The 24,716-nt window shown below is 73.1% G+C and carries 20 protein-coding genes; 8 read left to right on the forward strand and 12 right to left on the reverse strand.

Features of this window, described 5'->3' with window-relative positions; genetic code table 11:
* Positions 1 to 19: 19 nt before the first annotated feature.
* Together ACIQU4_RS00930 and ACIQU4_RS00935 are read right to left on the reverse strand one after the other, a co-directional pair.
* Positions 20 to 2,854, reverse strand: a complete 2,835-nt coding sequence (locus ACIQU4_RS00930) for a putative bifunctional diguanylate cyclase/phosphodiesterase (protein ID WP_403724144.1) — start codon at positions 2,852 to 2,854, stop codon at positions 20 to 22.
* Between the two features lie 351 nt (positions 2,855 to 3,205).
* The gene (locus ACIQU4_RS00935) at positions 3,206 to 4,153 is read right to left on the reverse strand and encodes a 2-hydroxyacid dehydrogenase (protein ID WP_403724146.1); all 948 of its coding nucleotides are present in this window, start codon (positions 4,151 to 4,153) and stop codon (positions 3,206 to 3,208) included.
* A 78-nt stretch (positions 4,154 to 4,231) separates the two neighbouring features.
* On the opposite strand from ACIQU4_RS00935, the gene ACIQU4_RS00940 reads away from it, so the two are divergent.
* The 3 genes from ACIQU4_RS00940 (at position 4,232) to ACIQU4_RS00950 (ending at position 6,825) form a co-directional block, all read left to right on the forward strand.
* The gene (locus tag ACIQU4_RS00940) at positions 4,232 to 5,239 is read left to right on the forward strand and encodes an aldo/keto reductase (protein ID WP_403724149.1); all 1,008 of its coding nucleotides are present in this window, start codon (positions 4,232 to 4,234) and stop codon (positions 5,237 to 5,239) included.
* A gap of 143 nt (positions 5,240 to 5,382) precedes the next feature.
* The gene (locus ACIQU4_RS00945; RefSeq protein WP_403724152.1) at positions 5,383 to 6,606 is read left to right on the forward strand and encodes a PQQ-dependent sugar dehydrogenase; all 1,224 of its coding nucleotides are present in this window, start codon (positions 5,383 to 5,385) and stop codon (positions 6,604 to 6,606) included.
* A 51-nt stretch (positions 6,607 to 6,657) separates the two neighbouring features.
* On the forward strand, positions 6,658 to 6,825 hold the full coding sequence (locus ACIQU4_RS00950) for a DUF6191 domain-containing protein (RefSeq protein ID WP_385581397.1): 168 nt from the start codon (positions 6,658 to 6,660) through the stop codon (positions 6,823 to 6,825).
* On the opposite strand, the gene ACIQU4_RS00955 is transcribed toward ACIQU4_RS00950, so the two are convergent.
* The 6 genes from ACIQU4_RS00955 to ACIQU4_RS00980 form a co-directional block, all read right to left on the reverse strand.
* On the reverse strand, positions 6,791 to 9,844 hold the full coding sequence (locus tag ACIQU4_RS00955; protein WP_403725888.1) for an AAA family ATPase: 3,054 nt from the start codon (positions 9,842 to 9,844) through the stop codon (positions 6,791 to 6,793). The two genes, ACIQU4_RS00950 and ACIQU4_RS00955, sit on opposite strands and share 35 nt — an antisense overlap.
* A gap of 80 nt (positions 9,845 to 9,924) precedes the next feature.
* Entirely contained in the window at positions 9,925 to 10,092 is a 168-nt protein-coding gene (locus ACIQU4_RS00960; RefSeq protein ID WP_385581221.1) for a hypothetical protein, read from the reverse strand.
* Between the two features lie 189 nt (positions 10,093 to 10,281).
* The gene (locus tag ACIQU4_RS00965; RefSeq protein WP_403724156.1) at positions 10,282 to 10,875 is read right to left on the reverse strand and encodes a hypothetical protein; all 594 of its coding nucleotides are present in this window, start codon (positions 10,873 to 10,875) and stop codon (positions 10,282 to 10,284) included.
* Between the two features lie 103 nt (positions 10,876 to 10,978).
* Entirely contained in the window at positions 10,979 to 11,533 is a 555-nt protein-coding gene (locus ACIQU4_RS00970) for a GNAT family N-acetyltransferase (protein ID WP_403724159.1), read from the reverse strand.
* 39 nt (positions 11,534 to 11,572) lie between these two features.
* Positions 11,573 to 13,822 carry an MMPL family transporter gene (locus tag ACIQU4_RS00975; RefSeq protein WP_403724162.1) on the reverse strand — a complete coding sequence of 750 codons (2,250 nt, stop codon included), beginning with the start codon at positions 13,820 to 13,822 and terminating at the stop codon, positions 11,573 to 11,575.
* Positions 13,823 to 14,026: 204 nt separating this feature from the next.
* The gene (locus tag ACIQU4_RS00980) at positions 14,027 to 14,461 is read right to left on the reverse strand and encodes a signal peptidase I (RefSeq protein ID WP_403724164.1); all 435 of its coding nucleotides are present in this window, start codon (positions 14,459 to 14,461) and stop codon (positions 14,027 to 14,029) included.
* A 61-nt stretch (positions 14,462 to 14,522) separates the two neighbouring features.
* Between ACIQU4_RS00980 and ACIQU4_RS00985 the strand changes: the two genes are divergently transcribed.
* Together ACIQU4_RS00985 and ACIQU4_RS00990 are read left to right on the forward strand one after the other, a co-directional pair.
* Positions 14,523 to 15,320, forward strand: coding sequence for a GNAT family N-acetyltransferase (locus tag ACIQU4_RS00985; protein WP_403725891.1), 798 nt, complete (start codon positions 14,523 to 14,525; stop codon positions 15,318 to 15,320).
* 33 nt (positions 15,321 to 15,353) lie between these two features.
* Positions 15,354 to 15,854 (forward strand): DinB family protein, encoded by a 501-nt coding sequence (locus tag ACIQU4_RS00990; protein WP_403724167.1) that lies wholly within the window; start codon positions 15,354 to 15,356, stop codon positions 15,852 to 15,854.
* Between the two features lie 24 nt (positions 15,855 to 15,878).
* Here the strand turns inward: ACIQU4_RS00990 and ACIQU4_RS00995 are convergent, their stop codons facing one another.
* A complete protein-coding gene (locus tag ACIQU4_RS00995; protein WP_403724170.1) occupies positions 15,879 to 16,613 on the reverse strand; it encodes a siderophore-interacting protein in 735 nt (244 codons plus the stop codon).
* Between the two features lie 64 nt (positions 16,614 to 16,677).
* Here ACIQU4_RS00995 and ACIQU4_RS01000 point away from each other — a divergent pair, with 64 nt between their 5' ends.
* The 3 genes from ACIQU4_RS01000 (at position 16,678) to ACIQU4_RS01010 (ending at position 21,357) form a co-directional block, all read left to right on the forward strand.
* Positions 16,678 to 18,816, forward strand: a complete 2,139-nt coding sequence (locus ACIQU4_RS01000) for a penicillin acylase family protein (RefSeq protein WP_403724173.1) — start codon at positions 16,678 to 16,680, stop codon at positions 18,814 to 18,816.
* Entirely contained in the window at positions 18,813 to 19,433 is a 621-nt protein-coding gene (locus ACIQU4_RS01005) for a GNAT family N-acetyltransferase (RefSeq protein ID WP_403724175.1), read from the forward strand. The genes ACIQU4_RS01000 and ACIQU4_RS01005 overlap by 4 nt, the downstream gene beginning before the upstream one ends.
* Positions 19,434 to 19,506: 73 nt before the next feature.
* The gene (locus tag ACIQU4_RS01010) at positions 19,507 to 21,357 is read left to right on the forward strand and encodes a protein kinase (protein WP_403724178.1); all 1,851 of its coding nucleotides are present in this window, start codon (positions 19,507 to 19,509) and stop codon (positions 21,355 to 21,357) included.
* Between the two features lie 87 nt (positions 21,358 to 21,444).
* Here ACIQU4_RS01010 and gatB read toward each other — a convergent pair whose 3' ends face one another.
* The 3 genes from gatB to gatA form a co-directional block, all read right to left on the reverse strand.
* Entirely contained in the window at positions 21,445 to 22,956 is a 1,512-nt protein-coding gene (gene gatB / locus ACIQU4_RS01015; RefSeq protein WP_403724180.1) for an Asp-tRNA(Asn)/Glu-tRNA(Gln) amidotransferase subunit GatB, read from the reverse strand.
* Between the two features lie 16 nt (positions 22,957 to 22,972).
* Positions 22,973 to 23,152, reverse strand: coding sequence for a hypothetical protein (locus ACIQU4_RS01020; RefSeq protein ID WP_403725894.1), 180 nt, complete (start codon positions 23,150 to 23,152; stop codon positions 22,973 to 22,975).
* A gap of 62 nt (positions 23,153 to 23,214) precedes the next feature.
* A complete protein-coding gene (gene gatA, locus ACIQU4_RS01025; RefSeq protein WP_403724183.1) occupies positions 23,215 to 24,711 on the reverse strand; it encodes an Asp-tRNA(Asn)/Glu-tRNA(Gln) amidotransferase subunit GatA in 1,497 nt (498 codons plus the stop codon).
* Positions 24,712 to 24,716: the final 5 nt, after the last annotated feature.

Consider the following 24,716-nt stretch of genomic DNA (forward strand, 5'->3'; position numbering starts at 1 on the left):
CTCCGGCGGGAGGGGGATGTCAAGCGGGTGGGACGGGCGTCTCATTATGTGAGCCTCTGCGGATGGCCATCGAGCCCCCGGACGAACCACCGGCCAAGGCGGGCTGGGCCGCTCCGCCCGGTACTGGGAACGTACCGCGCACCAGCGCGCGGCGCAGCCTGTACTCGTCGAGTGGGCCGGAAAAAGCCACTCCCTGGCCGTGTGTGCACCCCATCGCGCGCAGCGCCATGACCTGCTCGGGGAGGTCCGCCCCGTCGGCCACCGACTGCATACCCAAATCATTTGCAATGCGCAACAAACCAGCGGTGATCTTGTGGAGGCGGGCTGATTCGACCACGCCCTCGACCAGGCCCCGGTCCAGCTTCAGGATGTCCACGGGGAGTCTGCGCAGGGCGCTGATGGCCGCGTAGCCGCTGCCGAAGCCGTCCAGGGAGATCAGGACCCCGAGCCGGCGCAGGGCCGCCAGGCGCCGCTCCAGCTCGTCGAAGGGGACCCTGGGGTCGGACACGGTCAGTTCGATCACGAGGGCCCCGGACGGCAGGCCGTGCCGGGTCAGCAGTGCCTCCACGGAGCCGAGCGGCGCGGCCCGGTCGAGCAGCCGCTCGGCGCTCATCCGTACGGCCACCGGTACGTCGTGCCCGATCCGGTGCCGCTCGGCGGCCTGCGCCACGGCCTCCTCCAGCAACCAGTGCCCCAGCTCGGCGGCCCGGGTGGGCGTGTCCGCGGGGAGGCCGGAGCGGCCCTCGGGCCCCGCCGCCGCGCCCTCGCTGTACTCGGCCACACGGAGGAATTCCGCCGGGGTGAACAGGATCCCCTGGGCCGAGCGCCAGCGGGCCTGCGCCGCCACGGCCGTGACCTCGCCGGTCGCCAGGGAGACCACCGGCTGGTGCAACAGGGCGAACTCCCCGTCGTGGAGCGCGGTGCGCAGCCGCCCGGCGAGCTCCGCCTTCCGTACGACCTCGGCCTGCATCTGGGGCGCGTACAGCTCGACCCGGTCCTTGCCGCCCGCCTTGGCTCGGTACATCGCGAGGTCCGCGTTGCGCATGAGGTCCGAAGGGGTGATGCCGGGGTCGGCGAAGGCCACGCCGATGCTGGCGGCGACCCGGACCTCGCTGCCGGCGATCCGGTACGGCTGGGACAGGGTGGTGCGCAGCCGGTCCGCGATCTCGCGCACCTGGTACTCGCGGGCGCTGCGGTCGCGGCTGCCGTCGCCCAGGATCAGCGCCGCGAACTCGTCGCCGCCGAGCCGGGCCGCGGTGTCCCCGGCACGCACCGAGTCCTGGAGCCGGCACGCGGCCTCGATCAGCAGCTCGTCGCCCGCCTGGTGGCCGATGGTGTCGTTGACCGCCTTGAACCCGTCGAGGTCGATGAAGAGCACGGCGGAGCTGTGGTCCCCCGCGCGCCGGCCGGTCAGGGCCTGGCGGACCCGGCGGGTGAACAGGGCCCGGTTGGGCAGGTCGGTCAGCGGATCGTGCTCGGCGCTGTGCTGGAGCTGCGCCTGGAGGCGGACCCGCTCGGTGACGTCGCGGCTGTTGAGGATGAGGCCGCCCTGGTGGCGGTTGACGGTGGACTCCACATTCAGCCATTCGCCGCTGCCGGACTTGAAGCGGCATTCGATGCGGGTGGTCGGCTCCTCGGCGGGCGGCGCGGCCAGGAAGCGGCGTACCTCGTGGACCACCCGGCCCAGGTCGTGCGGGTGGATCAGGGTGGCGAGCTCGGTGCCGGCGAGCTCCTCGGCCTCGCGCCCGTAGACCCCGGCGGCCGCGGGGCTGACGTACCGCAGGGTCCCGGTGGGGGCGGCGATCATGATGACGTCGCTGGAGCCCTGGACCAGGGAGCGGAAGTGGTTCTCCTTCTGGGCGAGTTCCTGCGTCAGCGCGATGTTGTCGATGAGCATGATGCCCTGCCGGATGACGAGGGCGAGCACCACCGTGCAGCCGGTGAAGACGACCACCCGGTCGACCTTCCGGCCGTCCACCACGTTGTACAGGATGCCCAGGGTGCAGACGGCTGCCGCGAGGTACGGCGTGAGGGCGGGCAGCGAGCCGCTGATGGGGCGGCTGACCGGACGGTCGGCGCGCGGCATCCCCGGCGTCCCCGGGCCCGGATGGGCGCGCCGGGCCCCCCAGGGCGCGTAGGCGAGCAGCAGCGAGCCGGCGAACCAGCCGGCGTCGAGCAGCTGACCGGACTGGTATTCGGCGCTGAGCAGCGGCGAGGTGAACAGGGCGTCGCTGAGCACGGTCAGGGCCAGGGCCGCGATGGCGGTGTTCACGGCCGAGCGGTTGGCCTCGGAGCGCCGGAAGTGCAGGACGAGCACCATGGAGACGAGCGCGATGTCCAGCAGCGGGTAGGCGAGCAAGAGCGCGGCGCGCGGGACGCTGCCGGGGGACCCGGACTGGGCGGTCCGCGCCGCGTGCGCGAGGGCCAGGCTCCAGGACAGGGTGAGCAGGGAGCCGCCGATGAGCCAGGAGTCGAGCCCGAGGCAGACCCAGCCGGCGCGGGTGACCGGGCGTTTGGCGAGGACGAGCAGTCCCACGATGGCGGGCGGCGCGAAGCAGAGGAACGCGAAGTCGGCGAGCGAGGGCTTCGGCACGGCCTCGCCGAGGACCACCTCGTACCAGCCCCAGACGCCGTTGCCGCAGGCTCCCATGAGGGAGGAGAACGCGAAAAGCAGCCAGGCCGGGCGCTCGCGGCTGTCGATCGTCCGCGCGTACGTGTAGCAGGAGACGGCGGCGAGTAACGCGGCGGCGCTGAGCCCGAAGTCGCCCATGATCTCGGCGAGTTTCTCGGAACCCCAGCCGAGGGCGGCGCCGACGGCGTACCCACCGCTGATCATTGCGAGGAGCAGTTGCATCGCCAGGCTCCTGCCGCCACCGCCCGAGACGGGCGACCTGGTCAGCAGCGCCGCCCCCGGGGCACTCACCGGTCCCCCTCGCTGGCTGGTTCCGGCGCGGCCCAGTCGCGGCAGCGTCGCCTCCGGCGGCTGTGCCGCATCGGATCCTTCGTCCATTGGCCGTGCATCGCCCGTCGCCCCCCAAAGTGTCCGATCACTCCCCAGCGCCAGACGAAAGCGCTGCAGCCCCTTGTTCCGGACGATACACCACTTTCGTCACTCAGGGACATAGATGGTCTACTCTCCGTTACCACGTGGGGAGTTGGTGCCACCGTGTGCGTCCGGACGAATGCGGTGCGTGCGCGCTGCGCGTCAGTCGGTGATCAGGACCGTGTTCTCCACGGGCTCCCCCGCGGCGAACCGGTGGAGCTGGCGGGCCACCAGGCGCCTGGCCCGCGGCGCGAACGCCGTGCTGCTGCCGCCCACGTGAGGCGTGATCAGGACATTCGGAGCATGCCAGAGCGGATGGCCGGCGGGCAGCGGTTCCGGGTCGGTGACGTCGAGCGCCGCGCGCAGCCGGCCCGACTCCAGCTCCGCCAGCAGGGCGCCCGTGTCGGCGACGGGACCGCGCGCCACGTTCACCAGCAGGGCGCCGTCCTTCATCCGGGCGAGGAACGCGGCGTCCGCCAGACCCCGCGTCGCGTCGGTCAGCGGAGTGGAGAGGATCACCACGTCGGCCTCGGGGAGCAGCCGGGGCAGTTCGGCTTGAGCGTGCACGGGCCCGCGCGTGGTGGTGCGCGCCGAGCGTGCGACCCGTACCACCCGCGCGCACTCGAAGGGTGCGAGCCGGTCCTCGATGGCCGCGCCGATCGATCCGTAGCCGACGATCAGTACGGACTTGTCGGCGAGGGCGTCGTAGAAGCCGGAGCGCCACTCCTCGCGGTCCTGGCCGCGCACCATCCCCGGGATGCCGCGCAGCGAGGCGAGGGTGAGGGTGAGCGCCAGCTCGGCGGTGCTCGCCTCGTGGACGCCGCGCGCGTTGCACAGCCGTACGCCGGGACGCATCAGGTCGAGGCCGCCCAGGACGTGGTCCATGCCCGCGGTCAGCGTCTGCACGACTTCGAGCTTCGGCATGCCGGCCAGCGGGCGCAGGGTGACCTCGGCGGACTTCATGTACGGGGCGACGTAGAAGACGCAGGCGGCCGGATCGGCCGGGAAGGTGTCCTCGCCGTCCCACCGGCGGTAGGTGAAGGCGTCGGGAAGGCCCTCGATCTCCTCGGCGGGGAAGGGCAGCCAGACGTCCGCAGTCTTTGCATCCATGACCAGGAGGCTATGCCAAGGCCAACGGATCCTGATCAAGCCGTTAGTTTGTTTCCGGACCGGGAGGGGGACGCACGGGTGGAGCGCAGGTCGATCGGGGCGGGGGCGCTGACGGTGGGCGCCATCGGGCTCGGGTGCATGCCGATGAGCTGGGCGTACGCGCCCGCGCGGCGCCGCGGGGCGGAGTCGCTGGCCACGGTGCACACGGCGCTGGACCTCGGGGCGAACCTGCTGGACACCGCCGACATGTACGGGCCGTTCACCAACGAGCTGCTGCTGGGGCGGATACTGCGGGAGCGGCGGGCGGACGCGTTCGTGTCCGCCAAGGTGGGGCTGCGGGCGGGCGAGCAGCACGTGGTGGCGGACGGGCGGCCCGGATACGTGCGGCGGGCCTGCGACGCCTCGCTGCGGCGGCTGCGGACGGACGTCATAGACCTCTACCAGCTGCACCGGGTGGATCCGGAGGTCCCGGTCGAGGAGACCTGGGGGGCGATGGCGGAGCTGGTCGGTGCCGGGAAGGTGCGGGCGCTCGGGTTCTGCGCGCTGGGGGCGGGCGCCGGGCCGGGGGCCGGGCGGCGCGGGGACCGGGCGTACGAGGTGACCTTGGGCCACCTGGAGCGGGTCCAGCAGGTGTTCCCGGTGAGCGCGGTGCAGGCGGAGCTGTCGGTGTGGTCCCCGGAGGCGGTGCGGCGGCTGCTGCCGTGGTGCGCGGCGCGCGGGGTGGGGTTCTTGGCGGCGATGCCGCTGGGCAGCGGGTTCCTGACCGGGACGCTCCGGCCGGGCGAGGGCTTCGAGTGGGAGGACGTGCGGGCCCGGCACCCGCGGTTCACGGCGGAGTCGATGGCCGCGAACCAGGTGCTGGTGGCGGGGTTGCGGCGGGTGGCGCGGCGGCTCGGGCCGCAGGTGACGGCGGCGCAGGTGGCGCTGGCGTGGGTGCTGGCGCAGGGGCCGCAGGTGGTGCCGGTGCCGGGGGCCGACCGGGCGCACTGGGCGGCGGAGAACGCGGGGGCGGCCCGGCTGCGGCTGACGGGCGGGGACCTGGCCGAGATCGCGGCGCTTCCGGCGGCGGTGGGAGCCTGGGACTGAGCGTCGGCGGGGGCCGGGGAGCGACCCCGGTGCAGAGCCCGGACAACCACTCGATCGGGTGTACGAGCGCCGGAACTTCGGGAAGTGCCGCAGCTGTTGAGACAGGTGAAAGGCGCGATCGCCGACCGGAGGGGAGCAGGACGATGCGATACGGACAGACACACAAGGGGTACGGGGGCCCGCGCACCCGGACCCGCGGAGTGCTGGCGGCGTTCGCCCTGGCGGGATGCGGGGCTCTGCTCGCAGCGGGCTGCGCACCGGCGGGCTCCCCCGCCGCCAAGCCGGGCACGTCACCACCCGGTGCGTCACCCGCCGCACCGGGGTCCGGTCCAGCAGGCTCCCCGTCCGCTTCCACGGAGGCCGCGCCGCCGGCCAAGGGCTCCGTGACGGTGGCGGGCGAGGTCGCCAAGGGCCTGGAGTCCCCGTGGGGCGTGGCCCCGCTGCCCGACGGGGACCTGCTGGTCGCCTCGCGGGACAAGGGGACGATCAGCAGGGTCGCGCCGGCCACGGGCACGGTGACGCAGATCGGCAAGGTGCCCGGGGTGGCACCGGGCGGCGAGGGCGGGCTGCTGGGGCTCGCGCTGTCGCCCTCGTACGCCTCGGACCGGATGGTGTACGCGTACTTCACGACGGAGTCCGACAACCGCATCGCCCGGATGCGGTACGACGAGCAGCGGGATCCCGGCCAGCAACTGGGCGCGCCGGACACGGTGTTCCGGGGCATCCCCAAGGGGCTGATCCACAACGGCGGCCGGATCGCCTTCGGCCCGGACAAGATGCTCTACGCGGGGACGGGCGAGACCGGCGACACCGGGCTGGCGCAGGACAAGAAGTCGCTGGGCGGCAAGATCCTGCGGATGACCCCGGACGGGCAGCCGGTGCACGGGAATCCCGAGGCCGACTCGGTCGTCTACTCCTACGGGCACCGCAATGTGCAGGGCCTGGCCTGGGACAAGGACAAACGGCTGTGGGCGGCCGAGTTCGGCCAGAACACCTGGGACGAGCTGAATCTGATCGAGCCCGGCGCGAACTACGGCTGGCCGGAGGCCGAGGGGAAGGCCGGCAAGCCGGGCCTGCGCGATCCGGTGGCCGTGTGGAAGACCGACGAGGCCTCGCCGAGCGGGATCGCCTGGGCGCAGGGCTCGGTGTGGATGGCCGGGCTGAAGGGCGAGCGGCTGTGGCGGATCCCGCTGGCCGGGGCGAAGCCGGTCGCCGAGCCGGAGGCCTTCCTGACGGGCAAGTACGGCCGGCTGCGCACGGTGATCGCCCTCGGCGGGGACAGATTGCTGCTGGTCACGAGCGAGACCGACGGGCGCGGCTCGCCGGAGGCGGGCGACGACAGGATCCTGACACTGACGGTGCGGTAACCGACAGAGCCCTGGTGGGGGGCGAAAGGCACGGTGGGCGCGGTGTTCAACATGATCGAGGAGCTCTTCAACCCGGGACGCAAGCACACGGACGAGGAGAAGAAGCGGCTGGAGCTGTCCCGGACCGACGTGAACGACGGCGATCCGGGACGCGGTCCGATAGACCTGGACTCCGGCAAGGTGCTCATACGCCCGGCGGAGCCGTCCCCGCGGGAGTGAGGGGCCCGAACAGCCGCAGCCGGTGGGCCAGGGCGGCCGCCTCGCCGCGGCCGGCGACGCCCAGCTTGGCCAGGATGTTCGAGACGTGCACGCTGGCCGTCTTCGGGGAGATGAACAGCTCCTCGGCGATCTGGCGGTTGCTGTTGCCCGCCGCGACCAGGCGCAGGACGTCGCGTTCGCGGCTGGTCAGGCCCAGGGCCTCGACGGGGTCGGGGGCCGGTGCGGGCGGGGCCGATGGCGCGTCGGGCCCGGTGAGCGGGAGCCGGGCGCGCTGGGCGAGCAGGGCCAGGTCCTCGCGGAGCCTGCGGGAGCCGAGCCGGTCCGCGGTGGCGTAGGCCTCGCGGAGCAGCGCGGCGGCGGGCTCGCGGTCGCCGCCGGAGGCCAGCAGGGCCTCGGCGAGCCGGTGGCGGGCGCGGGCCAGCAGGTACGGCCGTTCCAGTGGGCGGATGGCCTGCTCGAGGCCGGCCCAGTCGGCGGCGGTGTCCCGGTCCTCGGCCCGCTCCAGCTCCACCCGGAAGAACTCGGCGTGGGCGGCCCACACGGGCACGGGGGTGGCCAGGGCGCGGGCGGCGGCGCGGAGCACGTCCAGGGCGGCTTCGCGGCCGGCGTCGGCGACCGGGAGGCCGCGGGCGTCCGCCTCGGCGGAGGCGGCGGCGAGCAGCAACGGCCAGGCGTAGCGGTGGTGGCCCAGCGGGAAGCCGTGGGCGAGCGCGTCGGTGATCTCCGCGCGGACGTCGGCGATCCGGCCCTGGCCCGCGGCGAGGCCGACGGCGAGGCGGTAGAGCGGTATGCGGTGCTGGGGCTGGCTGTCGTGGGTGCCGAAGTGGGCGTGGGCGGCGGCGAGCCGGCCGGTCGCCTCGGTCAGTTCGCCGCGGGCCAGGGCCAGGTAGGACAGCCGTGCGGAGGCGGAGCCGCGCGGGGCGGCGCTCTGGCCGACACTCAGGCCGCGCTGGGCGGCTTCGGCGGCCTCGTCCCAGCGGCCGAGGCTGTACAGGCTCTCCGCCATGTTCCCGCTGAGCCAGGCCTCGGTGTCCAGCAGCCGTGACCTCTTGACGAGTTCGACCCCTTGTTCGGCCAGTTCCACGGCTTCGCGGGACCGGCCCATGCTTTCCAGCTGAGAGGTGAGGTTGATATGTGCACGTCCCGCCAACATGACGAGTCCCAGTTCGGTGGCCCGCTCGCAGACCGCGAACATCTCGGCGAGGCCGCGCTCGGCGTCGCCGGAGTCGGTGAGCAGGCAGCCCACCGTGATCCGGGCGTTGAGCTCGATCTCCTCGGCCCCGACCATGCGGGCGTAGGCGGCGGCGCGTTCCGCGGCTTCGAGGTTGCCGGGGCCGGGGTTGTGGAGCATGCCCCAGCCCGCGGCCCGGACCAGGACCTCGGCGTGCACCTGGGACGGGGGCAGCCCTTTGACGAGCTCCTGGGCCTTGGCGAGTTCCTCCCAGCCGTCGCCGCGGGCCAGGCTGGAGACGAGCCGGGAGCGCTCGGTCCAGAACCAGGCGGCGCGCAGCGGGTCCCGGTCGTCCTCCAGCAGCCGCAGCGCCGTCTTGGTGAGCTTGAGGGCGCGCTCGCGCTCGCCGCCGAAGCGGGCGGCGACGGTCGCCTCGGCCAGCAGGTCGAGCCGCTTCAGCGGGGTGGTGGCCGGGTCGCAGCCGCACGGAGGGTACACATCGGTGTAGTCCACCGGGCGCAGCGCCTCGCGAATCTCCTCCGGCGCGCTCTCCCACAGGTCCAACGCCCGTTCCAGCAGGCTCAGCTGCTCGGAGTAGGCGTGCCGGCGGCGGGCGGCGACCGAGGCGGCGAGGACGGCGGGCAGCGCCTTGGCCGCGTCGTTGGCGCAGTACCAGTAGCTGGCCAGCCGGATGACCCGCTCCTCGGCGCGGATCAGCGTGTCGTCGGCTTCCATCGCCTCGGCGTAGCGGCGGTTGACGCGGGCGCGCTCGCCGGGCAGCAGGTCGTCGCTGACGGCCTCGCGGACCAGCGAGTGGCGGAAGCGGTAGCCGTCCCCGTCGGGGGTGGCGAGGAGGATGTTGGCGCCGACGGCGGCTCGCAGGGCCTCGATCAGCTCGTCCTCCGTGAGCCCGGCGACGGCGCGCAGGAGCGGGTACTCCACGGTGGAGCCGCCCTCGGCGACGATGCGCACCACGCGCTGGGCGGCGTCCGGCAGCACCTCGACGCGGACGAGCAGCAGGTCGCGCAGGGACTCGGTGAGTCCCGCCTGGCAGCCGCTCCTCTTGCAGGCGGCGAGTTCCTCGACGAAGAAGGCGTTGCCGTCGGAGCGGTCGAACACGGAGTCCACGAAGGCCTCGTCGGGCTGCGAGGCGAGGATGCCGGCGAGTTGGCGGCGCACCTCGGCCCGGTTGAAGCGGGGCAGTTCGATGCGCTGGACGGTGCGGAGCCGGTCGAGTTCGGCGAGCAGCGGGCGCAGCGGGTGGCGGCGGTGGACGTCGTCGGCCCGGTAGGTGGCGACGACGACGAGCCGGCCGCTCGCGAGGGTGCGGAAGAGGTAGGAGAGCAGGTGCCGGGTGGAGGCGTCCGCCCAGTGCAGGTCCTCCAGGACGAGGACGACGGTGCGGTCGGCGGCGAGCCGCTCCAGCATCCGGGCCGTCAGTTCGAAGAGCCGGGCGGTGCTCTCCTCGTCGTGCGGTCCGCGGGGGGTGTCGCCGAGTTCGGGAAGGATCCGGGCGAGTTCGTCCTCCTGGCCCGCGGCCGCGGCCGCCAACTCTCCCGGGAGCTGCCGGTGCAGGGTGCGCAGGGCCGTCGAGAAGGGGGCGAAGGGAAGGCCCTCCGCCCCGATCTCCACACAGCCTCCGACGGCCACCACCGCGCCGCGGCGGGCCGCCTCGCAGAGGAACTCCTCGGTGAGGCGGGTCTTTCCGACCCCGGCCTCGCCCCCGACGAGCATCGCCTGCGGCTCGCGGCCCTCGGCTCGGGCCAATGCGTCGGTGAGTACGGCCAGTTCGTCGGCTCGGCCGACGAACACCGGGCTGACAGATCTGGTCTCCACGTCGCCGAGCATCGCACAGGAGTCCTGGCCTGCGGCACTCGTCGGCAGTGCGCTTCTCGTCACGTGTCAGTCCACACGGTCCGCGGCGCGGGTCACGCGGCGCGCGTGAAGCGGCTCCGCTGCCCTCTCACCTGCCGTTCGGGTTCCTGGCTGCGCGAGGAGGCGCGGCGCGCCTTCTTGGCCTCCTGGACCAGGCGGTACCGGTCGGCCTCACGGATGAGGTCGGCGCGGCGGGCGGTGGCGATCTCGTACTCGAACATCTCGTACTCCTTGGTTCGCTTCTCTCGGCACCTCGTTCGGTGTGATCCAAGATTCGCGTCCCAGGGGGTGCCGGCACATCGGGCGCATGCCGCATCTGTACGGGACAGGGGTCCTTAGGCCGCAGCCGAAGGACCCCGGGTCGGGCCGGGAGTGCCTAGGAGGGGGTCCTAGGCAGGGGGCTGGAGGTCCTAGGCGGCCTTCGGGAGGGGAGCCAGGATGTCGAAGTACATGAGGCCGAAGAGCAGGACGCCGAGGGCGCCGAGGGCGACGGCGGCCCAGGAGACGGCGCGGACCCAGGTGGGGAGGGTGCGGCCGGGGGCGCCGAAGGCGGGGCGGGCCAGCACGAAGACGGCGAGCAGCAGGGCGAGGGTGGACAGGACGCCGTTGACGAGGGCGGTCATGTGCCAGGCGTCGCCGTACAGGGCCTCGATCTTCGCCTCGGTGGTGGCGGCGTTGACCGACTCGATCTGGCCCACGAGGGTCTGGCGCTCGGCTATGACGCGCGAGACCCAGCTTCCGCTGAGGGCGACGAGCCCGAGCCCGGCCGCGACGACGGCGGAGGCCGCGGCGCCGACGCCCTCGGACCGCTGCTCCGTCTCGTCGAGCTCGTCGTGGAGCTCGTCCTCGAGGTCCTCGTCGGAGAGGTCGGCCTCGGGGGCCTCGGCGCTCTCCGCGGCGGGGGCGTCCTTGAGGTCGGCCTTGGCCTCGGCGGCCTCGGTGGCCTGGGGCTCGGCGGTGTCCGCCTCGGGAGCGGTCGGGTCGGCGGTCTTCGTGGTGTCCATGCGGGGCACCGTAGGCGGCTTGTCTGAGAGGTTTCTGAGAAGGCCCCGGCACCTTCGGACCGGGTCGGCCGCAGGCCCCGGACCGGGGCCGCGGCGGGTCGTGTCAGGCGGTGGGGGCCGGCGGCCACTCGTGGGCGAGGACCGCCCAGATCTCGGTGTCCTGGCGGACGCCGCGGTGGGGGTAGCTCTCGCGCAGGACGCCCTCACGGGTCATGCCGAGGCGCTCCGCGACGGCGAGGCTCTTCCGGTTGGCGGCGGACGCGTGCCACTCGGCGCGGTGCATGCCGCGCTCCCGGAAGGCCCAGTCGATCAGGACGCGGCAGGCCCTGGTCACCAGGCCCCGCCCGGCCGCCTCGGGCTCCAGCCAGCAGCCGACCTCGCAGTTGCCCGAGTCGGCCTCGAAGATCCGGAAGAGGACCCCGCCGACGAGGGTGCCGCCGACCCGGATGCCGTAGAGCCGCCCGCCGTCGGCGGCCGTCTTCTGCGCGTACGAGGAGAGGAATCCGCGCGCCGAGTCGAGGTCGGTGACGATGTCGGCCAGGACGATGTGCTCGCCGATGAACGCGCGGCCGCGGTCCATGTGCGCCAGGAACTCCTCGGCGTGCCGGACCTCCAGCGGAAACAGCTGGGCGTCGTCGGCGAGGTCTATCGAGAACATGCGGGTTCTTCCTTGGGTCTCATACGGCGGGTTGCCGGATCACCGGGACGCCGGGGCGGGCTCGGCGCCGTCCTCGCTCGTGGCGGGATCCGCGGCGGGCCGCTGCGCGGGCAGTGTCGCACGCGAACGGCATTCCGGGGGCTCGATGCTGATCTTGGGCAGCCGGCGGTCCAGCCAGGCGGGCAGCCACCAGTTGGCGCCGCCGAGCATGTGCATCAGCGCCGGGACGAGGAGGGTGCGCAGCACGAAGGCGTCGAGTGCGACGGCCGAGGCGAGCGCGATGCCGAACATCGCGATGATCCGGTCGCCGCTGAGCACGAAGGCCAGGAAGACCGCGATCATGATGACCGCAGCCGAGTTGATCACCCGGCTGGTCTCGGCGAGGCCGACCCGGACGGCCCGCCGGTTGTCGCCGGTCTCCAGCCACTCCTCGTACATCCGGCTGACCAGGAACACCTGGTAGTCCATGGACAGCCCGAAGAGGACCGACACCATGATCACCGGCAGGAAGGGCTCGATCGGACCGGCGCTGCCCAGGCCCAGCAGCTCACTGCCCCAACCCCACTGGAAGATCGCGACGACGACGCCGAAGGAGGAGGCGACGGCGGCGACGTTCATGGCGGCCGCCTTGAGCGGGATGCCGAGGGAGCGGAAGGCCAGCAGCAGGAGGACGCAGCCGAGGGTGATCACCACCCCGACGAACAGTGGCAGTTTCCCGACGATGACGTCGGCGAAGTCGTCGTAGCCCGCGGTCACGCCGCCGACGTGGACGGTCATGGAGTTGCCCTGCCCGGCGGCCGGGATGACGCTCTCGCGCAGCGTCGTGACGAGCTCGCTCGTGGCCCGGGACTGCGGGGCGGAGCCCGGGATGACGGTCAGGACGGCGGTGTCCCCGCTCCGGTTGAAGACGGCCGGGCCGGTGGCGGCGACGCCGTCGGTCCTGCGGAGGGCCTCGGCCAGCTGGTCGACGGCGAGCCGGTCCCCGGCGCCGTCGAGGCGGGAGACGACGGTGAGCGGGCCGTTCACGCCGGGCCCGAACCCGTCGGCGAGCAGGTCGTAGGCCTGCCGGGTGGTGGAGCCCGCCGGGTTGTTGCCCTGGTCGGAGGTGCCCAGGTGGAGCGAGAGGGCGGGCAGCGCCAGGACCGCCATGACCAGCGTCGCGACGATGCCGAGCAGCTTGGGGTGCCGTTCCACGAAGGCCGACCAGCGGGCGGCGAACCCGGTGGGCGTCTCGGGCCGCGGGCCCTCGGCGGCGAGCCTGCGGCGCTCGCGGCGCGAGAGGGCGCGCATGCCGATGTACGAGAGGAGGGCGGGGAGCAGGGTGACCGAGGCGGCGACGGTCAGCACCACTGTCAGGGAGGCGGCGATCGCGACGCCGTTCAGGAAGTTCAGCCGCAGCACCAGCATGCCGAGCAGCGCGATGCAGACGGTGGCCCCGGCGAAGACGACGGCCCGGCCGGTGGTGGCGACGGCCCGCTCGGCGGCCTCCTCGACCGGCAGGCCGCGCATCAGGCCTTTGCGGTGCCGGGTCACGATGAACAGCGCGTAGTCGATGCCCACGCCGAGCCCGACGAGGGTGCCGAGCATCGGGGCGAAGTCGGCGACGGGCATGGCGTGCCCGAGCAGGGTGATGCCGAAGTACGCGGTGCCCACGCTGACGAGGGCGGTCGCGATGGGCAGCAGGCTCGCGGCGAGCGAGCCGAAGGCGAGGAAGAGCACCAGCGCCGCGACGGCGACGCCGATGACCTCGGCGAGGTGGGCGGTGGGCGCCTCGGTCAGGGCGACGGCCCGGCCGCCGAGCTCGACCTGGAGTCCGTCCGCCTCGGTGGTGGGGTTCTTCGCGGCGTCGACGACGGCCTTGGCCTGCGCCTTGGGTACGGAGTCGGCCTGCCGGTCGAACGTCACCACGGCATAGGCGGTCCGCCCGTCGGCGCTGATCTGCGCGGCGCTCTCGGGGCCGGCGCCGTACGGGCCGGCGACCGAACCGACGCCGGGGAGAACGGCGATGGTGTCGAGGGCCTTGGTCATCCGCTGTTCGACGGCGGGAGTACGGACGCTCTGATGGTCCGGGGCCCGCCACACGACGGTGTCGGTGTCGCCGCCCTGGCCGTGGAAGCCCGCGCGCAGGAGGGCGTTGGCGCGGCTGGACTCGGTGCCGGGGACCTCGTAGTCGTTGGAGAACGCCGATCCGGCGGTCCCCGCGGCCACGGCCGTGCCGCCGAGGGCGAGCAGCCAGAGGAGGACGGCCACCAGGCGGTGGCGCAGGCACCAGCGTGCGATCACTGCCAACGGACGTGCTCCCTGGTGGTTCGGATCTTTACCGGGGCTGCCCGACGCAAAGAACGCTAGAACTCGTGAAGGCCCGGCCGACGGCCCGGGGGATCGCCCAGGGATCGGCCAAGATGGTCTACACCGCGACGATCCCAGCGTTTCGTGATCGTTGGCCCGTTTCGTGTGCATCGTCACAGGGGCGCGGGCGGTACGGGACCAAGGTCATCCGCCCGACGGGCCGTTCGACTGACCGTCCGGCTCGTCGGCCCGGTAGCCAGGGACGGAGGGCCACCTGACGGTGAGTACCACCGCGTCCTCCTCGGCGTACCAGGAGTGGTCGACGCCCCGGCCCCAGACGACGTAGTCGCCCTGCTCGGCGAGGACGACCGTCCGGCCCGGGAACTCCAGCCGGAAGCGGCCGCTGATCAGCACCTGGAGCGCGGTGCGCTCCTCGCCCCGCACCCACTGGGCCCGCTCGTCGCCCTTCGGGTGGACTCCCCACTTGATCTCCACGTCCTTGCTGTGGCGCGGATCGGCGGGGTCCTTGAAGTGGCCGAGCAGCCAGCCGCGGTCGGTGGCGGCGTCCGGGGCGGCCTTGCCGGTGTAGACGGAGTCGGCGGGGGTGGTGGGGGCCGTGGAGGTGGAGTCGTCGTTCACGGGGGTGAGGCTAATGCAGTTGTGCGGCGGTGCCGACGGCTGGTGAGCTGGGCCGATGACGATGGATGCCGACGAACTGGCGAACGTACGGGCCGCGTACGACCGGGAGATGCGCCGCGACGCGCTGCCGGACACCGCGGGAGCCCGGGTGGAACATGCGGGGGCGGTCGTACGGCAGACCGCGGCCGGTCCCGGGTGGAACGGGGTGCTCTGGTCGGACCTCGACGCGGGGACGGCGGACGCGGAGATCGCGGCGCAGGTGGCGTACTTCGCGGGGCAGGGGGCCGGCGAGTTCGAGTGGAAGCTGTACGGACACGACCGGCCGGCGGATCTCGGGGACCGGCTGCGCGCGGCGGGCTTCGTGCCCGAGCCCGCCGAGACCCTGATGGTGGGACGGGTGGACGAGCTCGCCTCGCTGCCCGCGGAACCGCCGGAGGGGATCACCCTGCGGACGGTGACGGACGAGGCGGGCGTCGACCTGATGATGGACGTCCACGCGAGGGCCTTCGGGACGGCGCGCCCCGCGATCCGGCACCTGCTGCTCACCCTGCTGAGGGACGAGCCGGAGACCCTCGCGGCGGTCGTGGCGATGGCCGGGCACACCCCGGTGAGCGCGGCCCGCATGGAGATGCGACCGGGCTCCGCGTTCGCCGGCCTCTGGGGCGGCGGCACCCTGCCGCAGTGGCGGGGCCGCGGCATCTACCGCCTCCTGGTCGCCCACCGCGCCCGTATCGCGGCGGCCCGCGGCATCCGGTACCTCCAGGTCGACGCCTCCCCCGACAGCCGCCCGATCCTCGACCGCCTGGGCTTCGCGACCCTGGGCACGACGGTCCCGTACGTCTGGACCGCAAAGCCGTAGCGGGGGCGGGAGGCCCTGGGAGAAGATCGCGGGATGGAACGTATAGGGCCGCCCCTGACCGGCGACGAGCGTCAGACGCTGCGCGCATTCCTCGACTATCACCGGGCCACGCTCGCCTGGAAGTGCGAGGGGCTCACCGACGAGGAGCTGCGGCGGCCCTCGATGCCGCCCTCCACCCTGTCCCTGCTGGGCCTGGTGCGGCACATGGGCGAGGTCGAGCGGCACTGGTTCCGCCGCACCCTGAACGGCGAGGAACTCCCCCACCTCTGGTCCGACACCCACGACTTCCAGGCCGCTTACGAGGCCTCCGGCGCCACGCGCGAGGAGGCGTTCAGCGCCTGGGAGGCGGAGGTCGCGCACGCGCGCCGCATCGAGGCGGCCGCCGAGTCCCTCGACGTGACGGCGTACGTGGCCAGTTGGAAGGAGGCGGCCTCGCTGCGCCTCGTCATGCTCCACCTGATCCACGAGTACGCGCGCCACAACGGCCACGCCGACTTCCTCCGCCAGGCCATCGACGGCGCCACCGGAGCCTGACGGGCCCGCCGGCCACTCGATCCGTCAGGCCGCCCGCCAGTAGCCCAGGCCGTTCACGCGCTGCTTCGGCAGGGCCAGGTCCTTGCGCAGGTACGCCGTCAGCGTGCGCGTCGTCGCCGTGTCGCAGGCCAGCCAGACGTACGCCGACTCCGGGTCCGCGACGAGCTCCGGAAGCTCCGCCTTGACCTGCTCCACCAGCGCCGAGCCCGCGCGCCCGACCCGCCGGATGTCGTGCCGGGCCGGGTCCAGCCGTACCGGGAGGTCGGCGTCCGAGGCGTGCTGCGTCTCCAGCCAGATCGTCGCCGGGGTCTGCGGGTACGTGTCCAGCAGGGAGTTGATCGCCGGGACGGAGGCCGGGTCGCCGATCACCAGCAGCCGCTCCGGCGCCGGAGCCGGAGCGGTGAAGCCGGTTCCCTGGACGGTGGCCTCGATGGTGTCCCCGGCCTTCGCGGCCCGGGCCCACGCGCTCGCGGGGCCGTCGTGGAGGGCGAACTCCAGGGCGAACGTTCCTGCCTGCGGATCCGGGTCGACGAGCGTGTACGCCCGCGTGTGCGGCTTGCCCGCGTTGTCGAACCACAGCCGCACCCACATCGTCGGGTGGAGCGATTCGCCCGCCGCCTCCAGCAGCCCGCCGTCCTCCACGTACACGCGTCGGTAGTGCTCCGTGACCTCCTCCGCGCCCGTGACCGTGAACGTGAAGTCCTTGCCGCGCAGCAGCCGCAGGACCATGCCTTCCCATCCCTTGCCGACGCCTGCCATGTGCGACCACCCCTTGCCCCTCGAACCCCTACAGTTAGGGCAGCCTAACCTAATGCACTGGGGGATGAGTGTGAGCCTTCTGAACAACGCCGGCGCCGACGCGTTCGAGCTCTACCGGGACGACTGGGGCATCCCCCATCTGCGCGCCCCCGACGCCGACCGCCTCGCCTACGCCCAGGGTTACGCCACCGCCCTCGACCGCGCCTGGCAGCTGGAGGTCGAGCGCCACCGCGCCCAGGGCTCCAGCGCCGCCTTCCTCGGCCCGGACTCCGTCGCCTGGGACCGGTTCGCCCGCCGGTCCCGGCTCGCCGACACCGCCCGCCGCTGCCACGAGGCCCTCGACCCCGGCACCGCGGCCTGGGTCGGATCCTACGTGGACGGCGTCAACGACGGCCTCGCCCAAGGCGCCGCCCGCGACGAGCGGTTCGCGCGCACCGGCCACACCCCGACCCCCTGGGAGCCGTGGGTCCCGCTCGGCATCTGGATCGCCACCCACATCCTCTTCGCCGGGTTCGCCACCAAGCTGTGGCGCGAGCGCGTGGCCCGCGCCCTCGGCGACGAGGCCGTCACCCTCTTCGCCACCGACGGCCCCGGCACCGCCGGCAGCAACGGCTGGCTGGTCCCGGGAGAGCGGACCGGCTCCGGCTCGGCGCTCATCGCGGGCGACCCGCACCGGTTCATCGAGGACCCGGGCGTGTACCAGCAGATACGGCTCTCCTGCCCCGAGTACGACGTCATCGGCCTGGCCGTCCCCGGCATCCCCGGCCTCGGTCACTTCGGGCACACCGGCAGCGCCGCCTGGGCGATCACCAACGCCATGGCCGACTACCAGGACCTGTACGTCGAAAAGCTGCGCCCCGCCGCCGACGGCGACGGCATCGAGGCCCTCGGCCCCGACGGCGCCTGGGAGCCCGTCCACCGGCACACCGAGACGATCTCCGTCGCCGGAGCCGCCCCGGTCGAGGTCGAGGTCCTGGAGACCGCCCGCGGCCCCGTGATCACCCGCGGCGGAACGGCGGACCCGGGCCAGGCCCAGTCCCAGGACCCGGACCATGACCAGGACCCGGACCCGGACCAGACCCTCTCGCTCCGCTACCCGCCCCGCGTCCGCCGCGACCTCGGCTTCGCCGTCCTCCCCGCCCTCCTGCGCGCCCGTACGGTGGCCGACATCGACCGCGCCCTCGACGGCTGGGCCGAGCCCGTCAACGTCGTCCACGCCGCCGACGCCGAGGGCGGCCTGCTGCACCGCGTGGCCGGCGCCGTCCCGCTGCGCGACCCGGCCAACCGGCTGCGCCCGGTGCCCGCCTGGGATCCGCGGTACGCCTGGCAGGGCTGGGCCGAGACCCCCGCCGAGCCCGTGCAGGGCTTCGCCGTCATGGCCAACGCACGCGGCATCGCCTCGCCGCTCGGCGTGGAGTTCGCGCCCCCGCACCGCGCCGACCGCATCCGCGAGCTGCTCTCCGGCTCGGCGGACTGGTCCCCGAAGGCGATGGCCGACGTACACCGGGACACCTACCTGGCCTCGGCCGCGCCGCTGCTGGCCCTGCTGCCCGGGCTCGACGGCCTGTCCCCCGCCGCGCGGGCGCTGCGCTCCCGACTGCTCGCCTGGGACCGGCACATGGCCGCCGAGAGCACCGACGCCACCGTCTTCTCGGCGCTGCGGACCGCGACCGTACGCCGCTTCGCCGCCGATCCCGCCCTCGCCGGGCTGGCGGGGGCGCCGACCGGCCCCGAGGTGTTCCACCCCTGGCTGTACCTGGTCCCCCGCGTCGGCTACGCCCTGGAGGGGCTGCTGACCACCACCCTCCTGCCCGCCCTCGACCGGGCGGCCCACGTACGCGCCGCCCTGGAGGAGACCGCCGCGGCGCACGCCCCCGACACCCCGTGGTCGCAGGTGCACCGCCTCACGCCCTGGTCGGCGCTCCCCGACCCGGACGCGCAGTGGCCCGGGCTCGGCGGCGACCACGACTGTGTGAACGCCACCTCCACCGTGCCCGGTTTCACCGATCTCACCGCCCGCGCCTCGGCGGCCCGCTACGTGTGGGACCTGGCCCGCCGCGAGGACAGTCTCTGGGCGGTCCCGCTCGGCGCGGACGGCGTCACCGGATCACCCCACCACCGCGACCAGCTCCCGTACTGGGCCCGGTGCGAACTCGTCCCCGTCGTCACCGACTGGACCCGTCTCACCAAGGAATCCGTATGACCAGCAGCAGCGCGTCCGCGTCCGCCTCCACCCCCGGCGCCCGGCAGCCCGTGTACTCCCAGCGCGTCGAGGGCGTCGGCACGGTCACCCTCACCCCCGTCGACCCGGCCGCCGACGCCGCGCTGATCCACTCCTGGGTCAGCGAGGAGAGGGCCCGCTTCTGGGGCATGCGCGAGGCCAGCCGCGAGCTCGTCCGGGAGATCTACGAGGACGTAGACCGCCGCACGACCCACCATGCGTTCCTGGCGCGCCGCGACGGGGAGCCCGTCGGGCTGTTCCAGACGTACGACTGCGCCGAGGACCGGATCAGCGAGTGCTACGAGGTCCTGCCCGGTGACACCGGCGTGCACCTGATGATCGGTCCGGCGCGGGGTGGGTCCGAACGCGGCTTCAGCGCGGGCCTGATCGGGGCCTTCCTCTCCTACGTCCTCTCGGACGGGACCACCCGCCGGATCGTCGCGGAGCCCGACGCCCGCAACGAGAAGGCCATCGCCCGCCTGGCGCGGAGCGGCTTCGAGCTCGGCCCGGAGGTCGAGCTCCCGGAGATCGACCTGCCCGAGGTGTACCTGCCGGCGAAGCGGGCCCGCCTCGTCTTCTTCCACCCCGGGGCAAACTGACCGTTCCGATTGACCGTGTGATTCAGGCCACGCCAGACTGATGCCCACTCAAAGCATCGGCGCTGGGGGGAAATTGACCAGCCAGAATCTGCACATCGGGCCGGATGCGGCAGCAGACCGGTACCGGCTGCTCCGGTCGATCGGGCGCGGCGGTGAGGCCGTGCTCTATCTCGCGGAGATCGAGCTCGCGGGTGGCAGCGAACCGGTGGTCGTCAAGGTGCTCGACTCCAAGACGACCATCACGCCCGACGAGTTCGACCGGATCAGCCGCAAGTGGAACGAGCAGGCCGAGCTCCTGCGCTTCGTGCACCGCCCGGGCGTCGTCGGCGTCCGGGAGCACTTCGAGGGGCCGCCGATCCACCGGTCGGGGGAGTCCGGGACGCTGACCGGGCGGGCCCTCGTCCTCGTGATGAACCACGTCGACGGGCTCGACCTGCGCGACTGGCGCGCCGAACGGAACCTCGCCACCGCCGCCGAGCGGCGCGAGGTGATGCGGACGCTGGAGCAGCTCGCCGACGTACTGGACTGGCTGCACTCGGGGAAGGCCACGCCGTCCGGACGCCAGGTGATCCATGGTGACCTGTCACCCGGCAATGTGATGGTCGACGGCCACGGGCAGGCCACGCTGGTGGACTTCGGACTGAGCAAGCTGACCGCCGACCACCAGACGGCGGAGGTGTGGTTCACCCCGGGGTACGCGGCTCCCGAGGTCTTCGACGGCAAGCGCACCCCGGCGGCGGACCGTTACGCCTTCGGAGCGATCGCGTACTTCCTGCTGAGCGGTGAGTCCCCGCCCAACTCCCCGGAGCAGCTGGCCCGGGCGATGGCGGCGCTGCCGCAGATCGCGGTGCTGGACGCCGAGCGGCGCGCCCGGATCGCCGCCGTCTACGCGGGCGACCCGGCGCAACGGCCCGTCAGCCTGGCCGGCTGGATGAAGGACGTACGGCACGCGGTCGTGTCCACGACCTCCTCGACCTCGCAGCGGGCGGTGCAGGACGCGGTCCCGGCGCCGGTCCCGGCGAAGCCCGTGGTGCCTCCGCAACCCGCGAGCCCGCCGCCGGTCCACACGCCGGTCCACACCCCCGCCTACTCCCCCGTCCACTCCCCGCCCCCGTCCCCGCCGACCCAGGACGCACAGCCGCAGCTCCAGGTGCAGCCGGAGCCGCAGCCGCAGCACGTGCCCGCCGGGTACGGGCCGACGTACCCGCTGCACGAATCCCCGCCCCCGGGGCCCGCCGCGCCGAGGAAGCGGCGGGCCGGGCTCGTCCTGGGTTCGGTGGCCGCCGTCCTGGTCATCGCGGCGCTCGCCGTGCTCGGCGTGCGGCTGCTGGACAAGGACAAGGGCGGCGACCAGGCCTCGGGCGGCAAGGGCGGCAGCTCCGCCTCCGACGCGGCCGTGCCGGAGGCGGAGTCCCCGACGCCCAGCCCCTCGCCGAGCGAGAGCGGGAGCGGGAGCGGGAGCGGGAGTCCGGACACCGGGGCGACGCCCGGCCCCACCGCCGGCGGTACCCAGCCGGGCGGCGTGGCGGCGGACATCAAGGCCGCCGACCTGACCCTGTTGACGCCCATCTCGGGGCTGGGCAACTTCAGCGTCGGGGCCGCGAAGATCAACACCAAGCAGTACGGGGCGGCCTTCATCGCTCAGCCCGACTGCAACGACGAGGCGATCACGGAGTTCGACCTCAACCGCGAGTGGAAGCACCTGGAGTTCACCGCCGGGATCGACGACGGCTCCACGCACGAGAAGGGGCGGGTCAGCATCACGCTCGACGGCAAGCCCGCGGCCTTTTCCGAGCTGGTCGAGCTCGGCAAGCCGGCCACGCAGTCGGTGGACGTGACCGGCGCGCTGCGGCTGCGCGTCAAGGTGGACATGGGCTGCGACAACGGCACCGTCGTCATCGCGGCACCGCAACTGACCCGCTGAGCCGGGAGCGGCCCGGGACGCGCGACGGCCCCGCACCGGATACCGGTGCGGGGCCGTCGCGGCCGTGCGGGGAACTACCGCGGGGAACTACTCGGAGACGCCCAGGCGCTCCAGGATGAGCTCCTTGACGCGGGCCGCGTCGGCCTGGCCGCGGGTGGTCTTCATGACCGCGCCGACCAGGGCGCCGACGGCCGCGATCTTGCCGCCGCGGATCTTGTCCGCGATGGCCGCGTTGCCCGCGATGGCCTCGTCCACGGCCGCGCCGAGCGCGCCCTCGTCCGAGACGACCTTCAGGCCGCGCTTCTCGACGACCTCGTCCGGGGTGCCCTCGCCGGCGAGGACGCCCTCCAGGACCTGGCGGGCCAGCTTGTCGTTCAGCTCGCCGGCCGCGACCAGGGCCGCGACGCGCGCGACCTGCGCCGGGGTGATCGGCAGCTCGTCGACGACGACGCCCTGCTCGTTGGCGTTGCGGGCCAGCTCGCCCATCCACCACTTGCGCGCGGCGGTCGAGTCGGCACCCGCCTCGATCGTGGCGACGATGGAGTCCACCGCGCCCGCGTTGAGGATCGACTGCATGTCGTGCTCGCCCACGCCCCAGTCCTCGCGGAGCCGGTTGCGGCGCACGCGCGGCATCTCGGGCAGGCCGCCGCGCAGCTCCTCGACCCAGTCGCGGGCCGGGGCGACGGGGACCAGGTCGGGCTCCGGGAAGTACCGGTAGTCCTCGGCGTTGTCCTTGATGCGGCCGGCGGTGGTGGAGCCGTCCTCCTCGTGGAAGTGCCGGGTCTCCTGCACGATCGTGCCGCCGGACGACAGCACGGCCGCGTGGCGCTGGATCTCGAAGCGGGCCGCGCGCTCGACGGAGCGCAGCGAGTTGACGTTCTTCGTCTCGCTGCGGGTGCCGAACTCCGACTCGGGGGTCGGGCGCAGCGACAGGTTCACGTCGCAGCGCATCTGGCCCTTGTCCATGCGGGCCTCGGAGACGCCGAGGGCCTTGATGACCTCGCGCAGCTCGGCGACGTACGCCTTGGCGACCTCGGGGGCCCGCTCGCCCGCGCCCTCGATCGGCTTGGTGACGATCTCGATGAGCGGGATGCCGGCGCGGTTGTAGTCCAGCAGGGAGTGGGACGCGCCGTGGATACGGCCGGTGGCGCCGCCGACGTGCAGCGACTTGCCGGTGTCCTCCTCCATGTGGGCGCGCTCGATCTCCACGCGGAAGATCTCGCCGTCCTCCAGCTGTACGTCGAGGTAGCCGTTGAAGGCGATCGGCTCGTCGTACTGGGAGGTCTGGAAGTTCTTCGGCATGTCCGGATAGAAGTAGTTCTTCCGGGCGAAGCGGCACCATTCGGCGATCTCGCAGTTCAGCGCGAGGCCGATCTTGATGGCCGACTCGATGCCGATCGCGTTGACGACGGGCAGCGAGCCGGGCAGACCGAGGCAGGTGGGGCAGGTCTGCGAGTTGGGCTCGGCGCCCAGCTCGGTCGAGCAGCCGCAGAACATCTTGGTCTTGGTGCCGAGCTCGACATGGACCTCAAGGCCCATGACGGGGTCGAACGAGGCGAGAGCGTCCTCGTACGACAGCAGTTCGGTGAAGGTGGTCACGGTGAAACTTTCCCTCTCAGCCCAGCAGGACGTCGTCGTCGCCCAGGCGCTTCAGCTCGCGGTACAGGATCGCGAGGCCGGTGACGATGGCGGCGGCGGACACGACGGCGTCGACGAGCTTCAGCGTGTCGTGCTCGGTGCGGGCCTTCTTGACCTGCTTGATCACGCCGAGGGCGCCGAACACGGTGGTACCCATCGACAGGTACGTACCGGTCTTGGACTTCTTGAAGCCCTTGGCCTTGGACAGTGCACTGGTGCTCACAGGGACGGTGCCTCCTCAAGCAGCGGGTGACCCCAGCGTGCGACGAAGGCTGCCTCCACGGCGGCGCCGACCTTGTACAGCCGGTCGTCCTTCATCGCCGGGGCGATGATCTGGAGCCCGACCGGCAGGCCGTCCTCCGGTGCCAGGCCGCAGGGGAGCGACATGGCGGAGTTGCCGGCCAGGTTGGTCGGGATGGTGCACAGGTCCGCGAGGTACATGGCGAGGGGGTCGTCGGTGCGCTCGCCGATGGCGAAGGCGGTGGTCGGGGTCGTCGGGGAGACGATCACGTCGACCTGCTCGAAGGACTTCTCGAAGTCCCGGGTGATGAGCGTGCGGACCTTCTGGGCGGAGCCGTAGTACGCGTCGTAGTAGCCGGAGCTCAGCGCGTACGTACCCAGGATGATGCGGCGCTTGACCTCGTCGCCGAAGCCGGCTTCGCGGGTGAGCGCGGTGACGTCCTCGGCGGACTTGGTGCCGTCGTCGCCGACGCGCAGGCCGTAGCGCATGGCGTCGAAGCGGGCCAGGTTCGAGGAGCACTCGGACGGCGCGATCAGGTAGTACGCGGCCATCGCGAGGTCGAAGGAGGGGCAGTCCAGCTCGACGATCTCGGCGCCCAGCTCCTTGAGGAGCTCGACGGACTCGTTGAAGCGCTGGACGACGCCGGCCTGGTAGCCCTCGCCGGCGAACTGCTTGACGACGCCGACGCGCATGCCGGTGACGGAGCCGTTGCGGGCCGCCTCGACGACCGGCGGGACCGGGGCGTCGATGGAGGTGGAGTCCATCGGGTCGTGGCCGGCGATGACCTCGTGGAGGAGCGCCGCGTCCAGGACCGTACGGGCGCAGGGCCCGCCCTGGTCGAGGGAGGAGGAGAAGGCGACCATGCCGTAGCGGGAGACACCGCCGTACGTGGGCTTCACGCCGACCGTGCCCGTGACGGAGGCGGGCTGGCGGATGGAGCCGCCGGTGTCCGTGCCGATGGCGAGCGGGGCCTGGAAGGCGGCCAGTGCGGCCGCGGAGCCGCCGCCGGAGCCGCCGGGGATCCGGGTGAGGTCCCAGGGGTTGCCGGTGGGCCCGTACGCGCTGTTCTCGGTGGAGGACCCCATGGCGAACTCGTCCATGTTGGTCTTGCCGAGGATGACGACGTCGGCTTCCTTCAGCTTGCGCGTCAGGGTGGCGTCGTACGGCGGGATCCAGCCTTCGAGGATCTTCGAACCGACGGTGGTCGGGACCCCGACGGTGGTGAAGATGTCCTTGAGGGCGAGCGGGACGCCGGCCAGCGGGCCGAGCTTCTCGCCGCGCTCGCGCTTGGCGTCGACGGCGCGCGCCTGGGCGAGGGCGCCCTCGCGGTCGACGTGCAGGAAGGCGTGGACCTTCTCGTCGGTCGCGTCGATGCGGGCCAGGTGGGCCTCGGTGACCTCGACGGCCGTGAGCTCGCCGGAGGCGATCTTCTCGGCGGTCTGGGCGGCCGTGAGCTTGATGATCTGGTCAGTCATGGTTG

Source organism: Streptomyces sp. NPDC090741 (assembly GCF_044769045.1).
GTDB lineage: Bacteria > Actinomycetota > Actinomycetes > Streptomycetales > Streptomycetaceae > Streptomyces.

Excerpts from the sequence above, each read along its gene's own strand:
- ACIQU4_RS00930 (WP_403724144.1), bottom strand. The coding sequence starts at position 2,854 with ATGCAACTGCTCCTCGCAATGATCAGCGGTGGGTACGCCGTCGGCGCC.
- ACIQU4_RS00935 (WP_403724146.1), bottom strand. The coding sequence starts at position 4,153 with ATGGATGCAAAGACTGCGGACGTCTGGCTGCCCTTCCCCGCCGAGGAG.
- ACIQU4_RS00945 (WP_403724152.1), top strand. The coding sequence starts at position 5,383 with ATGCGATACGGACAGACACACAAGGGGTACGGGGGCCCGCGCACCCGG.
- ACIQU4_RS00950 (WP_385581397.1), top strand. The coding sequence starts at position 6,658 with ATGATCGAGGAGCTCTTCAACCCGGGACGCAAGCACACGGACGAGGAG.
- ACIQU4_RS00955 (WP_403725888.1), bottom strand. The coding sequence starts at position 9,844 with ATGCTCGGCGACGTGGAGACCAGATCTGTCAGCCCGGTGTTCGTCGGC.
- ACIQU4_RS00960 (WP_385581221.1), bottom strand. The coding sequence starts at position 10,092 with ATGTTCGAGTACGAGATCGCCACCGCCCGCCGCGCCGACCTCATCCGT.
- ACIQU4_RS00965 (WP_403724156.1), bottom strand. The coding sequence starts at position 10,875 with ATGGACACCACGAAGACCGCCGACCCGACCGCTCCCGAGGCGGACACC.
- ACIQU4_RS00970 (WP_403724159.1), bottom strand. The coding sequence starts at position 11,533 with ATGTTCTCGATAGACCTCGCCGACGACGCCCAGCTGTTTCCGCTGGAG.
- ACIQU4_RS00985 (WP_403725891.1), top strand. The coding sequence starts at position 14,523 with ATGGATGCCGACGAACTGGCGAACGTACGGGCCGCGTACGACCGGGAG.
- ACIQU4_RS00990 (WP_403724167.1), top strand. The coding sequence starts at position 15,354 with ATGGAACGTATAGGGCCGCCCCTGACCGGCGACGAGCGTCAGACGCTG.
- ACIQU4_RS00995 (WP_403724170.1), bottom strand. The coding sequence starts at position 16,613 with ATGGCAGGCGTCGGCAAGGGATGGGAAGGCATGGTCCTGCGGCTGCTG.
- ACIQU4_RS01000 (WP_403724173.1), top strand. The coding sequence starts at position 16,678 with ATGAGTGTGAGCCTTCTGAACAACGCCGGCGCCGACGCGTTCGAGCTC.
- ACIQU4_RS01005 (WP_403724175.1), top strand. The coding sequence starts at position 18,813 with ATGACCAGCAGCAGCGCGTCCGCGTCCGCCTCCACCCCCGGCGCCCGG.
- ACIQU4_RS01020 (WP_403725894.1), bottom strand. The coding sequence starts at position 23,152 with ATGGGTACCACCGTGTTCGGCGCCCTCGGCGTGATCAAGCAGGTCAAG.
- gatA (WP_403724183.1), bottom strand. The coding sequence starts at position 24,711 with ATGACTGACCAGATCATCAAGCTCACGGCCGCCCAGACCGCCGAGAAG.